The 13,711-nt window shown below is 72.2% G+C and carries 12 protein-coding genes and 1 pseudogene; 10 read left to right on the top strand and 3 right to left on the bottom strand.

Annotated elements, in window-relative coordinates; genetic code table 11:
* Window positions 1–173: 173 nt before the first annotated feature.
* The 8 genes from mgrA (at window position 174) to ACFC09_RS44760 (ending at window position 8,268) form a co-directional block, all read left to right on the top strand.
* Window positions 174–1,217, top strand: a complete 1,044-nt coding sequence (gene mgrA, locus ACFC09_RS44795; RefSeq protein ID WP_376538744.1) for an L-glyceraldehyde 3-phosphate reductase — start codon at window positions 174–176, stop codon at window positions 1,215–1,217.
* Between the two features lie 99 nt (window positions 1,218–1,316).
* Window positions 1,317–1,502, top strand: a complete 186-nt coding sequence (locus ACFC09_RS44790; protein ID WP_376538742.1) for a hypothetical protein — start codon at window positions 1,317–1,319, stop codon at window positions 1,500–1,502.
* A 455-nt stretch (window positions 1,503–1,957) separates the two neighbouring features.
* Window positions 1,958–2,971, top strand: coding sequence for a substrate-binding domain-containing protein (locus tag ACFC09_RS44785; RefSeq protein ID WP_376538740.1), 1,014 nt, complete (start codon window positions 1,958–1,960; stop codon window positions 2,969–2,971).
* A 188-nt stretch (window positions 2,972–3,159) separates the two neighbouring features.
* Window positions 3,160–5,526 (top strand): nitrate- and nitrite sensing domain-containing protein, encoded by a 2,367-nt coding sequence (locus tag ACFC09_RS44780; RefSeq protein WP_376538738.1) that lies wholly within the window; start codon window positions 3,160–3,162, stop codon window positions 5,524–5,526.
* Between the two features lies 1 nt (window position 5,527).
* Window positions 5,528–5,959, top strand: coding sequence for a roadblock/LC7 domain-containing protein (locus tag ACFC09_RS44775; protein ID WP_376538736.1), 432 nt, complete (start codon window positions 5,528–5,530; stop codon window positions 5,957–5,959).
* Window position 5,960: 1 nt separating this feature from the next.
* Window positions 5,961–6,320: a DUF742 domain-containing protein gene (locus tag ACFC09_RS44770; RefSeq protein WP_376538734.1), complete on the top strand. Its 360-nt coding sequence runs from the start codon at window positions 5,961–5,963 to the stop codon at window positions 6,318–6,320.
* 102 nt (window positions 6,321–6,422) lie between these two features.
* Window positions 6,423–7,049 (top strand): ATP/GTP-binding protein, encoded by a 627-nt coding sequence (locus tag ACFC09_RS44765; RefSeq protein ID WP_376538732.1) that lies wholly within the window; start codon window positions 6,423–6,425, stop codon window positions 7,047–7,049.
* A gap of 184 nt (window positions 7,050–7,233) precedes the next feature.
* Window positions 7,234–8,268, top strand: a complete 1,035-nt coding sequence (locus ACFC09_RS44760) for a polyphosphate kinase 2 family protein (protein ID WP_376538730.1) — start codon at window positions 7,234–7,236, stop codon at window positions 8,266–8,268.
* 199 nt (window positions 8,269–8,467) lie between these two features.
* On the opposite strand, the gene ACFC09_RS44755 is transcribed toward ACFC09_RS44760, so the two are convergent.
* Window positions 8,468–8,758 (bottom strand): helix-turn-helix transcriptional regulator, encoded by a 291-nt coding sequence (locus ACFC09_RS44755; RefSeq protein ID WP_376538748.1) that lies wholly within the window; start codon window positions 8,756–8,758, stop codon window positions 8,468–8,470.
* Window positions 8,759–8,815: 57 nt separating this feature from the next.
* A pseudogene (locus ACFC09_RS44750) lies at window positions 8,816–9,955 on the bottom strand (AAA family ATPase); the annotation flags it as partial.
* A 417-nt stretch (window positions 9,956–10,372) separates the two neighbouring features.
* On the opposite strand from ACFC09_RS44750, the gene ACFC09_RS44745 reads away from it, so the two are divergent.
* Window positions 10,373–11,362: an aldo/keto reductase gene (locus tag ACFC09_RS44745; RefSeq protein WP_376538728.1), complete on the top strand. Its 990-nt coding sequence runs from the start codon at window positions 10,373–10,375 to the stop codon at window positions 11,360–11,362.
* Window positions 11,363–11,438: 76 nt separating this feature from the next.
* On the opposite strand, the gene ACFC09_RS44740 is transcribed toward ACFC09_RS44745, so the two are convergent.
* Window positions 11,439–12,437 (bottom strand): LysR family transcriptional regulator, encoded by a 999-nt coding sequence (locus tag ACFC09_RS44740; RefSeq protein ID WP_376538726.1) that lies wholly within the window; start codon window positions 12,435–12,437, stop codon window positions 11,439–11,441.
* A gap of 657 nt (window positions 12,438–13,094) precedes the next feature.
* Between ACFC09_RS44740 and ACFC09_RS44735 the strand changes: the two genes are divergently transcribed.
* Window positions 13,095–13,711 (top strand): ricin-type beta-trefoil lectin domain protein (locus ACFC09_RS44735; protein ID WP_376538746.1); only part of this gene is annotated, 617 nt, incomplete at its 3' end.

The following is a 13,711-nucleotide window of genomic DNA, read 5'->3' as shown; positions in this document are numbered from 1 at the left end:
GCCCCGGTCCTGGCACCGGGGCGGCGCGGCGGTGTGCGGGGGCCACGGGATTGAGAAGTGCCCGCGCTGAATCCGATGCGATCGTACGGTTGGACTTCGGGATCCCGGCGGAGCAGGGTGGACGGGAGCCCGTCCGCACGGGCCGCCCCGTGCCCCTCACCCGGAGAAGACCGATGAACCACGTCGCAAGCCCCGAGCGCTACGCCGGCCCCATGCGCTACCGGCGGACCGGACGCTCGGGCTTGGACCTGCCCGTCCTGTCCCTGGGCTACTGGCACAACTTCGGTGACGACCGGCCGTTCGAGACCCAGCGCGAGATCGCGCTGCGCGCGTTCGACCTCGGGATCACCCACCACGACCTGGCGAACAACTACGGCCCCCCGTACGGCTCCGCGGAGATCAACTTCGGGCGGCTGCTGAAGCGGGACCTCGCGCCGTACCGGGACGAGCTGGTGGTCTCCACCAAGGCCGGCTGGGACATGTGGCCGGGCCCGTACGGACAGGGCGGCGGTTCGCGGAAGTACCTGCTCGCCTCGTTGGACCAGTCGCTGCGCCGCACGGGGCTCGACTACGTGGACATCTTCTACTCCCACCGGCTCGACGCGACCACGCCGCTGGAGGAGACGATGGGGGCGCTGGACACCGCGGTGCGCCAGGGCAAGGCCCTGTACGTCGGCATCTCCTCCTACGACGCCGAGCGCACCCGCGAGGCCGCCGCCATCCTGCGCGAGCTGGGCACCCCGCTGCTCATCCACCAGCCCTCCTACAACATGCTCAACCGCTGGATCGAGGCCGACGGTCTGCTCGACCTCGCCCAGGAGGAGGGCTTCGGCATCATCGGTTTCACCGCGCTCGCGCAGGGGCTGCTGACCGGGCGGTACCTCGACGGCGTCCCCGGGGACTCGCGGGCCGCCCAGGACAAGTCCTTCGACCGCGCCTGGCTCACCGACGACATGCTGCGCAGGCTGCGCGCCCTTGCGGACATCGCGGACCGCCGCGGGCAGACCCTGGCGCAGCTGGCCCTGGTCTGGGCCCTGCGTGACCGGCGCGTCACCTCGTTGGTCATCGGCGCCTCGCGGGTCGACCAGCTGGAGCAGAACGTCGCCGCGCTGCAGAACGCCGACCTCGACGCCGAGGAGCTGGCCGAGATCGACAAGTACGCCACCGACGGCGGTGTCGACCTGTGGCAGGAAGCCCGGCTCGGACGCCTCGGCTGACTTTTTCTGGCACTCAGTGACACTCACCACTGACAGACGCGAACAAAAAGGACAAAATGGATTAACCGCGACCGCGACTTCGAGGAGCCGCACCCCGTCATGGCACACGGAGCCCACCAAAGCCCCCTCCTGCCTCCCCACCCGGACTTGAGCCTTGCCCGCGACTGCGAGCACTGCCTGGGCTGGGGAACCGTCGTCACCTTCGACGGACTGCACGAGCTGTGTCCCACCTGCCAGCCGAGCACCGGCGACGGTGGGACCGCCACCGGGACAACCGTCCCCTGAGCACGCCCGCACCAGGTCCTCGCCCCCTGGACCACCGCTGACGCGCCCCGACAACGTCACCCCGGGCGGCCCTCGGGCCTGCCCGCGACGTTCTTCCGGCGGCTGCCGGCGGCGTTCCGGCCGACCGCGTCCCCGGGTGTCCACGGGACCGGGGTCCGCGCACCCGGGACCGCGCTCCCGGCGGCGAGCACCCACGCATGTGCGGACCGTGACCGTCTCACCACGGCGACATTGCGGCACTCGGTGCCGATTCGGCCGACTTCTACGGTCCCGCACCGCATCCACCGCATCACGATGTGGCACCGACCACCCCTCACACCATTGGCACACTTGACTACCCGCGGTCACACACGATTGGCTCCAGCGGGGAGAGCGGGCCGGGCGGGCCACGCCCGAGCACCGGGACCGCGCTCCCTTCCCCCTGGCTCGGCCGCACAGCGAGGTGCCGCACCCCCATGAACACGTCTCCCCCACGTCCCGCGCCCGGCAGGCCGACGCACTCCGCGGCGCTGACCGCCGCCGCGGCGGCCGGCTGCCTGCTGGTCGCCGGCTGCTCCGGCGCCGGCGCCACGCGGTCGGCCGCCGACACCCGCGCAGCGGGCACCGCCCGGCTGAAGATAGCCATGGTCAGCCACGGCGACCGGGGGGACGCCTTCTGGGACCGGGTACGCAAGGGAGCCGCGGACGCCGCGGCCAAGGACGACGTCGAGCTGACGTACGCCAACGACCCCGACGGTGCCGGGCAGGCAGAGCTGGTGCGGGACGCGATCCGCGACAAGGTCGACGGCATCGCCGTGACACTGGCCAAGCCCGAGGCGATGAAGGCCCCGATCACCGAGGCGAAGAAGGCGGGCATCCCCGTCGTGGCCCTCAACTCCGGCATCGACGACTGGAAGTCCAGCGGCGCACTGGAGTACTTCGGCCAGGACGAGAGCGTGGCGGGCCGGGCGGTCGGCGACAAGCTGGACGACCTCAGGGCCAAGCGCACCCTGTGCGTGATCCACGAGCGCGGCAACATCGCCCTGGAGGCCCGCTGCGCCGGGGTGAAGAAGACGTTCGGCGGCCAGACCTCCCTCGCCTACGTCGACGGCACCGACATGACCACGGTCACCGAATCCATCGCCGCCCGGCTGCGCCAGGACCCCGGCATCGACGAAGTGGTCACCAACGGCGCCCAGTTCGCGCTCGCCGCGGTGAAGTCGGTGAAGGAGGCCGGCAGCCGGGCCCGGGTGGCGACCTTCGACCTCAACGACGACCTGGTCAAGGCCGTGCAGAGCGGCGACGTGCAGTTCGCGGTGGACCAGCAGCCCTACCTCCAGGGCTATCTCGCCGTGGACGCGCTGTGGCTGTACCGGACCAACGGCAACATCAGTGGCGGCGGGGAGTCGCCCGTACTCACCGGGCCCGCCTTCGTGACCAAGACGAACGTGGCCGAGGTGGCCCAGTTCGCCGCCAACGGGACACGCTGACCGGCCGGTTCACCCCAGTCCACGCCAACGATTCGAGCATGTGCGGCACCTGGGGTCACTTGTACGGATAACATCCTCGCGCACCCCTCGTGCCGCACGGGACACCCACCACCCGCCGCGCTCACCCCCCACCCGTCTCTCTCCCCGCCCCCCTCCCCCCGCCCGACGAAGACCGCACTAGGACGACGATGTCTCCACGGACAGGCGCCCGGCGCCGTCTAGGCTCCATACGTCTCTCCCTGATCCTGCTGGCCCTCGTGCCCAGCGTGACCCTCGCCGTCATCTGGGGCGCCACCACGACCCAGATGTTCTCGGAGGGACTACGGCTGCGGTCACAGGCGCAGTTGAGCCGGTCGACCGGAGCCATGGGCACCGAGGCCACCCTCGCCCTCCAGCGGGAACGCCGGCTGTCCGCCGCCTGGCTCGCCTCTCCGCACGGCTCCCGGGCGGCGCTCGACACACAGCGCAAGCAGACGGACGCGGCCGTGACCGAACTCGTCGGGCAGGCGAAGGAGATCCGCGAGGCACCGTCCCGGATCAAGGACCGCATGTACTCGGTCATCGGGTCGATCGGCAGCCTGGAGTACTACCGGAGCCAGGTCGACGACCCCACCGACATCACCGCCCAACAGGTGCTGGACCAGTACAGCACGATCATCGACGACCAGATCCACGCCTTCCTCGGGCTGTCCCAGGTCGACGACGGCGAACTCACCTCGGAGGCCATGCCGCTCGTCGCCGTCGAGCACGCGGCGGAGCAGGTCTCCCAGGAGGACGCGCTGCTCACCATGGCCTGGTCGTCCGGACACCTGGACGGGGACCGGTGGGCCGTGTTCACCCGGCTGGTGAACACCCGTCGCTGGCTGATCGAGGACCAGGTGGTGCCCGCGCTGCGCGACAACGCCAAGACGCAGGCCGAGCAGATCCTCCAGAGCGGCGCCTGGAAGAGGCTGGAGGGCATCGAGGACAAGATCCTCTCCGCTCGGGCCACGGCCGACGGCACGGACGGGCGGATCGCGCTGCCCGACGCGCAGGGGCAGTGGAACACCGCGGTGACCGAACTCAGCGACGAATACGATGGTCTGATCCAGGGTCAGACGACCGGGCTGCTCGACCGCAGCACCGCGAGGGCGCACGACCTGCTGGTCAAGGCCGGCTCACTGAGCGTCGGCGGGTTCGTCGCCCTGCTGCTGTGCGCCGGCATGTCCTGGCGGATCACCCGCTCGCTGTCCCGGCGGCTGCACGGGCTCAGGGAGGCCACGCTCGGCCTGGCCGAGGAGCGGCTGCCCGAGGTGGTCGCCCGGCTGGAGCGGGGCGAACGGGTCGACGTGGAGGAGGCCACCCCGCCGCTGGACTACGGAGGTGACGAACTCGGCCAGGTGGCACAGGCGTTCAACACCGCACAGCGCACGGCCGTGCACACCGCGGTCGAACTCGCCGACACCCGGCGCGGGTTCCAGAAGGTCATCCTCGGCATCGCCCGGCAGAGCCAGAATCTCGTCAACCTCCAGCTGAGCAAGCTGGACGCGCTGGAGCGGCAGCACAACGACCCGGACGTCCTCCAGGCCCTGTACGAACTGGACTCCACGGCCAGCCAGTTGCGTCGCTACGAGGAGAATCTCGTCATCATCAGCGGCGAGCAGCCCCGGCGCAGCTGGACCGAGCCGGTCTCCCTGGTCGACATCCTGCGCAGCGCCGTCGGCGAGGTCGCCGAGTACCGGCGGGTGGAGGTGCACACCGAAGAGGAGGTGAGTCTCGCCCCGCCCGTGGTCGCGGACGTGGTCCACCTGCTCGCCGAACTCATCGACAACGCGACCGCCTACTCCCCCGCGCCCAGCCCGGTCGGGGTGCGGGCCGCGATGGTCGCCAGGGGACTGGCCATCGAGGTCGAGGACCGCGGCCTCGGCATGTCCGAGGAGGACTACGCCTCGATGAACGCCCAGTTGTCGCAGGCGCCCCAGTTCGACGTGGTGGGACTCGCCGACGACCTGCGGCTCGGCATGTTCGTCGTCGCCCGGCTCGCCGACCGCCACGGGATCGCCGTCACGCTGCGCCCCTCGCCGTACGGCGGAACCATGGCCATCGTCCTGCTACCGCACGAGATCGTCGTACGCGAGAGCCCCGGCGCGGCCGGGCGGGCGGTCCCCGGTCCGCACGCGGACGACACGGACCACGGCACGCGGCAGGACGCCGTCACCGGCGCGGTGAACGGGACGGGGCAGGCGACGGCCGTCGTCCCGCGGGCCCGGCACGCCAGGTCTGCCGGGCCCGCCGCGGCCCCCCGAGCGCAGGACACCCCGGGCGGTCTCACCCCGCTGCCGCGCCGTGTGCCGCAGACGAGTCTGGTCCTGGAACTGCGCGAGGAGGCGCCGCCGGCCGAGGGGAACGGCGGACTCGACGACTTCACCGCGGAACGCGCCGCCTCCTCCCTCGGCGGGTTCCAGCGCGGCACGCTGCAGGCCCGCGCGGACGGCGCGGAGCCGCCCGCGCCCCCGCCCGAGAACGGGGACCTCCCCAGCCGACTCCGCCCGCCGACCGCTCACGAAGGACGCTGACATGACCCGCCCCATCCCCGCCACGCACACCCAGCTCGACCAGTTGCTCACCGGACTCGTCGAGCGGGTCGCCGAGGTGAACCACGCCGTGGTCCTCTCCGAGGACGGACTCGTCGTCAGCAAGTCCACCGGGTTCCTGCGCGACGACGCCGAACGCCTCGCGGCGACCGCGTCCGGCCTGATGAGCCTCAGCAAGGGCGTCAGCATGGACTTCCGCGGCGGCCCGGTGCGCCAGGCGCTCATCGAGATGGCCAACAGCTACCTGATCCTGACCTCCGCCGGTCCGGGCGCCCACCTCGTGGTCCTCACCAGCCAGGGCGCGGACGTCGGTGTGGTGGCGTACCAGATGAACATGCTGGTGAAGAAGATCGGCGAGCACCTGAGCGCGGCGCCGCGCGCAGGCGTCGTCGCCGCGTCCGACCGCGGCGTGTGAGGTGAACGGAGGCGACGCGGCGGGCCGCCTGGTACGACCGTTCACCCTGACCGGCGGGCGGACCCGGCCGAGCCGCGCCGACTTCACCCTCATCACGACGGTGACCGCGATCGATCCGCAGCCCGCCTGGGCGGACCGGCTGCAGCCCGAGCACGCCCGCATCCTCAAGCGGTGCGCCCGGCCGATCGCCGTCGCGGAACTCGCCGCCCACCTCGACCTTCCCGTGAGCGTGGTCGTCATCCTGCTCTGCGACCTGCTGGAGGAGGGCCGGATCACCACCCACCGGCCGCATCCCGTCTCCAGCGGCGCACCGGACCTGGAACTGCTGCGGAAGGTGCGCGAAGGTCTCGGCCGGCTCTAGGACCGTCGGGCCGGCCCCCGAGCCGAAGGGCGGCTCATCGGCTCCTGCGGCCGTCGTCCTGTCCGGTCGGCACTCCCGCTTCGACGAAAGGCATCCCGCCTCATGGTCAGCAAGATCGGCCGTACGGCCCCCGCCGGGGTGGTCGCCGCTCCGGACACCGTCAAGATCCTCATCGCCGGGGGATTCGGCGTCGGCAAGACGACCATGGTCGGGTCCGTCAGTGAGATCGCCCCGCTGCGTACCGAGGAGACGCTGACGGCCGCCGGGCTGGGCGTCGACGACCTCGACGGCATCGAGGGGAAGCGGGCCACCACCGTCGCTCTGGACTTCGGCCGGATCAGCATCGGGTCGGACCTGGTGCTGTACCTGTTCGGCACCCCCGGGCAGCAGCGGTTCTGGTTCATGTGGAACGACCTGGCGATCGGTGCCCTGGGCGCCGTGGTCCTGGTCGACGTGCGCCGACCGCAGACGAGTTTCGCCGCCCTCGACTTCTTCGAGCGCCGGCGCATCCCCTTCGTGGTCGGCGTCAACGGCTTCCACGGGCGGCATCCGTACGCACCCGACGACATCCGGGACGCGCTCGCGCTGCCCGCGGACACCCCGGTGCTGCTGTGCGACGCGCGGGAACGCGAGTCGAGCCGGGACGTGCTGATCGCGCTGATCGACCGGCTGATCGCCACCGCCACCGGCGGTGAGGGCGAGGACCCCGCCACCGACCGGCCCGGCTGAGCCGCGCCCCGGCCGGACCGTACGCACCGGGCTGGACGTCCGGGCGCCGCGCCCGCCACGGACCGTAGGCGGCCCGTGGTCCCGGACTCACCCGGCGCGGGTGAGGCCGCGGGCGGCCGGCTCGGAGATCCTGCGGGGACACGGGGACCCGCGGCGGTGCCCGGCGAGAAGGGACGTACGGGCGATGGCGGATGACAGGGTCCGGCGGAGCACGGAGTTCATCGAGCCGCTGCGGGTCGAACCCGGCTCGAAGGTGTGTCTGGCCGACGACTTCGACCCCGGCTACAAGGCGGGCATCCGGAAGAAGAAGGACGGCGTCGAGCTGCTGCGCGCCGGTGTCGACCTGCTCGCCGACTACCAGCGGCGCCTGGCCGCGCAGGACACCTTCGGCGTCCTGGTCTGCCTGCAGTCGCTGGACGCGGGCGGCAAGGACGGCACGATCCGGCATGTGATGAGCGGGGTCAATCCGCAGGGCGTCCACGTGGCCGGCTTCAAGGTGCCCTCGGCCGAGGAACTCGACCACGACTATCTGTGGCGCTACGCCCGCCGGCTGCCGGCCCGCGGTGAGATCGGCATCTTCAACCGGTCCCACTACGAGGAGGTGCTGGTGGTACGGGTGCATCCGGAGAACCTCGCCCGGCAGAAGCTGCCCGCCGAGGCACGCGGGCCGGACGTCTGGGAGCGGCGCTACCGGGAGATCAACGACTGGGAACGATACCTGTGCGACAACGGCTTCCGGATCGTGAAGCTGTTCCTGAACCTGTCCAGGGAGGAGCAGCGCATCCGTTTCCTCAAACGCATCGACGTACCCGAACGCAACTGGAAGTTCTCTCCGGCGGACGTCCGTGAGCGCGAGCGCTGGGACGACTACCAGGAGGCGTTCTCACAGATGCTGTCCGCGACCAGCACCCCGTGGGCGCCCTGGTATGTGATCCCGGCCGACCACAAGTGGTTCGCGCGGGCCTGCGCGGCGGCGGTGCTGGTCCGCACCCTGCGGGACATCGACCCCCGGTACCCGCGGGTCAGCGCCGCCACTCGGCGTGAACTCGCCAAGGTACGGCTGGAGTTGGAGCGGGAGGCACCCGCGGGGGCGGAGCCAGACCCGTACGCCGCCTCCAACGCGCCGGGCGGTGCGGCGAAGGCCGGGAACCACCGGAAGGCGGGGAGGTCCCGGACCGCCAGGAAGAAGGCGGGAGGGTCCGGGACCGCGCACCCCTGATCGAGGCGGTTTTGCCCCGGCCCGCCACCCGCCGGGGCCGGCCCCGTCCACGCGGCCGCTCATTCCGGCACCCTGGCGCAGCTCCAGGACGCGCCGTCCCGTCCCGCGGCCCGCCCCGGCCTCACCCGGCGCAGGTGAGGCCGCGCCCCCACAGCGCGGGCACGGTGCGCGCCCGAGTGGGCCGCGGTGGCGCGACGGCTCAGAGCAGGCCGCGTTCGCGGGCCCGGCGCACCGCGTCCGCCCGCCGGTTGACCGAGAGCTTGCGGTAGGCGCTCTTGAGATGGGTCTTGACCGTGTTGATGGAGACGTACAGGTCAGCCGCGATCTCCTCGGTGGACATCAGCTGTGCGAGCCTGCCCAGTACGTCGCGCTCGCGCGGGCTCAGTTCCTCGACGACCGGCGCGGACCGGAGGTCGGGGCCGTGCGGGGCGAGTCCGTGGTGGGCGGGTCCGTGGCCGACGGGTCCGTCGGCCGTGGGTACGCCGTCCACCGGTCCGTGGTTTCCGGAACCGCCATTTCCGGCACCACCGTCTCCGAGACCGCTGTGCGCCAAGCCGTGCACGAGGGCCTCCGTGAGCGACCCGGAGCGGCTCAGCCAGCGTGCGGCCCTGCGGTGCAGTTCGGTCTCCAGGCCGGGGTGCCGCACTCGCAGGTGGGCCCGCAGGATCTCGGCGAACAGCGGGTGCAGTCGGTACCACGTCCGTCCGAGGGGTTCGACGAACGCGTTCTCCCGGCGCAGCCCGGCCAGGATCCGTTCGGCGTCGTGCCGGCCGGTCAGCGCGTCCGCCAGCCCCGGCCGGAACCGCTCCACGACGCTCACCCGCAGCAGCAGGTCCTGGGTGGCGGCCGGCTGCCGCCGCAGCACCTCGGTGAGCAGATAGTCGGCGACGACGCTGTGTCCGGCCTCGAACTCCTTGAGGAACCGCTCAGGATCGGGGCTCTGCCGTGCGGCCAGGGCGCACAGACGCAGTCCGGCGGCCCAGCCCCGGGTACGGCCGACCAGGGCGTTTGCGCCCTCGCCGGTGAGCCGCAGACCGTGCGAGGCCAGCAGGGTGGCCGCTTCCCGCGGAGTGAACGCCAGTTCCGCGCCGCGGATCTCGGTGATGCTGCCTGCTGCCCGGTGGCGGTGCAGCGGGAGCAGCGGTTCACTCCGGGTGACCAGGATCAGCCGCAGGCCCGCCGCCGCGTGGTGCAGTACGAACTCCAGTTGGTCCGCGATGTCCGTGTCGGGTACGCGCTCGAATTCGTCGACGACGACGATCGCGGGGCCGGTGCGGTCGCTCAGGTCGGCCGCGAGGCGCGCCAGCAGGGCCCGGTCCACGCCGTCGGGATGTGCCGGGAAGCCGATGCCGGGCGACGGTCCCAGCCCGGCGGCCCTGAGGGCGTGGAGCAGGCAGGCCCAGAAGAGTCCGGGCGCCCGGTCCGCCCCTTCCGCGGTGAACCAGGCGACCGGCCGGTCCAGGCGTGCGGCCCAGTCGGCGACCAGCAGGGTCTTGCCGGCTCCGGCCGGTCCGTCGACGAGCGTCAGTGGCGTGCCGAGGCCCTGGTCCAGGTGCCGGGCCAGGCGTTCGCGGCGCAGGAAGGTGGGGGGCAGGCCGGGGGCGGTGAAGCGGGTGCAGAGGAACGGGTCGCCGCGGGGGTCGACAGGTGGGTCCGGTGCGGAGCGGTCCTCGTACTGACTGGTCATGGCGCTCACCACCACCGTCCGTCAGATCGTGGCCGACGGTCCTCCCGGTCAGTGTGGCAGCCGCGGCGGGCTTGTGCGCGGCGATCCCCCCGTACGGACGTTCGATACCCGGCGCCGGTCCGAGGCCATGGACGGAGTGCGGCACAGGGGAAGGAAAGGCACGATGGAGGCGCGTACGGGCACGGCCCGTTCATCGGGCACGGCCCGTTCATCGGGCACGGCCCGTTCATCGGGCACGGCCGTCCGGGGTCCGCACACCCTTCGCGCGTCCCAGACGCTTCCCTGCGCACGCGCTCCTGCGCGTCAAGCTCTCGGGCCGTACGGCCGCCGCCCCGAGACCTTGACATCGAGCGCACTCCAGCTCGTAGCGTCCCGGAGAGCGAAGGATCAAACCCTCATGGAAAGGCCGGCAGTCAGATGGAACAGCGCAATCTGCGGGATCTCCGGGTGTCCGCCCTCGGCCTCGGGTGCATGGGCATGTCCGCCTTCTACGGCTCCGCCGACCAGGACGAGGGCCTGCGGACCATCCAGCACACCCTGGACCTGGGCATCGACTTCCTGGACACCGCACAGATGTACGGGCCGCTCACCAATGAGTCGCTCGTCGGCCGTGCGGTCAAGGGCCGCCGCGACCAGTACGTGATCGCGACGAAGTTCAACTTCCGGATGGACGACGCCGTGCCCGGCGACATGAGCACTGTCGGCCGCCAGGACGGCTCGCCCGAGCATGTGCGCAGCTCTGTCCACGGCTCGCTGCAACGGCTCGGCACCGACTACATCGACCTCTACTACCAGCACCGGGTCGACCCGAGGGTGCCGATCGAGGAGACCGTCGGCGCCATGGCGGAGCTGGTCGCCGAGGGCAAGGTGCGGCACATCGGGCTGAGCGAGGCGAGCGCGGCGACCATCCGGCGCGCGCACGCCGTCCACCCCATCACCGCGGTGCAGAGCGAGTACTCGCTGTGGACGCGCGACCCGGAGGCCGACGTGCTGCCCACGTGCCGGGAACTCGGCATCGGGTTCGTGCCCTACTCCCCGCTCGGCCGCGGCTTCCTCGCGGGCCGGTTCTCCTCCCCGGACGACCTCGACGAGGGCGACTTCCGCCGCAGCGGCCCCCGCTTCACCGGCGACAACCTGGAGGCGAACCTGCGCCTCGCGGCCAAGGTGAAGGAGATCGCCGCGGAGAAGGACGTGACCCCGGCGCAGTTGGCGATCGCCTGGGTGCTGGCCCAGGGCGACGACCTGGTGCCGATCCCGGGGACCAAGCGCCGCAGCTATCTGGAGCAGAACGCGGCGGCGGTCGACGTCGAACTGACCGCGGACGACCTGGCCCGTATCGCCGCGGAACTTCCCGAGGTCTCGGGTGAGCGCTACGACGAGGCGGGCATGCGGGCCGTGAACCTCTGACCGGGGGCGCCGCGGCGGTCCCGCGCCCGGGGACCGGGAGCCGAACGCCGGTCTGGCCCACGGTCGAACGGTCCCGTCAGCCGGCTGTGGCGCCTCTCGGGCCACGGCCGGGCCCAGAGGGCCCGGTGACGTTCCAGGTGCGCGCCGCCCAGGTCCGCAAGTGCGGTGCCTGCGCGGCCAGTTCACGGTACGCGGCGGTGGCGCACTGGTGCAGCGCCTCGGCCAGTTGGTCGTCGACCGCGGTGCGCCGCCAGGCGAGCACGTACCGGCACCACAGCGGCGTACCGGCCAGCGGTTTGATCACGACGTGCGGGATCGGCCGGACCGTCGCCTGGACGACGGACACCCCGAGACCTTCGGCGATCATGCTGAGCAGTTGTGCCTGGTCGCCGAGGAATTCGTGCGCGGTGCGGGGCGTGAAGCCGGCCGCGGTGCAGGCGGTGTAGAAGACGCCGGGCCAGCCGGCTCCGTCGTCGGGCGTCACGAACCAGGCGTCCTCGGCGAGGTCGGCGAGCGAGACCTGGTCCGCGTCCTTGAGCCGGTGGCGGGCCGGCAGGGCGACGAAGTCCGGCTCCGTGACGATGCCGCGGTGGCCCACGGCCGCGGAGTGCCGCAGTTCCATCCCGGGGTAGTCGGCGGCGATGCCCGCGTCCACGGCGCCCTCCTCCAGGAGTTCGACGATGCGCGAGGAGGCGTACACACTGCTCACCGCGGGGGACACCGCGGGCAGTCGGGTACGGAGCCGGGCCACCGTCCCGGACAGCATGGGCGAGTTGGTGGCCGCGAGGCGCAGGGTCCGGCCCGCTCGGGCGGCGTCGGCCGGGGCGCGGCGTCCGATCGCGTTGGCGCGGGCGAGGACGTCCCGTGCCTGGGCGACGACCTCCGCACCGTAAGCGGTGGGGCGCACTCCCGCGCTGCCGCGCTCGAACAGCGGCTCGCCGAGGTGGCGTTCGATCCGCTGGAGTTGCGTGCTCACGGCCGGCTGCGAGTAGCCGAGGGCGGACGCCGCCCGGCCCACGCTCCCGGCATCGGCGAGCGCGCACAGCACACGCAGATGCCGCAACTCCAGCTCCATCCGCCCACGTCCCATCGTCGACGGCCGCGTCGCGCCGCACCGCCGCGCGCTCCGGCCACTGACTCGGATCATACCGAGCGCGGACAGGGGCATATCCGCGCAATTCACAGCGTGCGCCTTCCGCCCCCGTCATCCGTCTTCCGTCCGGGCCCGCGCGAGGAGGCCCGGACCGCGCCAGGCGGCCGACCCAATACCGTCACCTGCCCGAAGGCGCAGGTCCGCGACCGCCGGAACGCGAGGACTCGCACGCCGACCGTGAGGTCCGCGAGGTGATCGCGGAGGCGTGACCGGCCGGGGCCGAAACCCGCCGCGGCACGACGGAGCACCGCCCGGGGACCGGCGACACCGCCCCCTCCGGCACCGGCGGAACCGGCCCCCGCTCGGGCCGACTGCCACGAAGCGCCGGTGGTCGCGGGGTAGTTGACGGCTCCACCCCTGCCTGCCATGGTCTAGACCTAGCACCCACCAGCTGTCGCAGCACCCTCCGGGCCGGCCTCCCCGACCGGCCCTCTGCTTGTCATGTCACCATCCGCTCCGCCATGACCGCGCAAGATCCGCTCGCCGACGCCGTTCGACGGCCCGGCGGTCGCGTCCGTATTCCGCTTCCCCCACCGTCAAGGAGCCGCGTTCACCATGGCCATCCTCCACACCAGACGCATGCCCGCCAGACGCATGCCCGTCAGACGCGTCACCCCCGGCCGCACACTGATCGGCGCCGTCCTCGCCGCCCTCCTCGCCACCCTGTTCGCCACGACCGACGCCCGGGCGGCCGACGGCCAGATCACCGGACTCGCCGGGAAGTGCGTCGACGTGGCCGGCGCCGCCAGCGCCAACGGAACCGCCGTACAGCTCTACGACTGCAACGGCACCAACGCCCAGATCTGGTCCAACCCCGGCGACGGAACCCTGCGCGCGCTCGGCAAGTGCCTCGACGTCGTCGACCGCGGCACCGCGGACGGCGCGTCGGTGCAGCTCTGGGACTGCTCGGGCGGCGCCAACCAGCAGTGGGTGGTCACCGCTGCCCACGACATCGTCAACCCGGCCGCGAACAAGTGCCTGGACGTGCGGGACAACAACAGCGCCAACGGGACCCGGCTGCAGATCTGGACCTGTTCGGGCGGCGCCAACCAGAAGTGGAACGCGCCGGCGGGCGGCGGCGGGGGCGGCAACCCGTCCGGGTTCGTGGTCAGTGAGGCGCAGTTCAACCAGATGTTCCCGAGCCGGAACTCGTTCTACACCTACAGCGGGCTGACCGCCGCGCTCAGCGCCTACCC

The sequence above is a fragment of the Streptomyces sp. NPDC056161 genome (assembly GCF_042268025.1).
GTDB lineage: Bacteria > Actinomycetota > Actinomycetes > Streptomycetales > Streptomycetaceae > Streptomyces.
The sequence above is the reverse complement of the archived record's forward strand: the minus strand, read 5'-3'. Positions and strand labels throughout refer to the sequence as shown.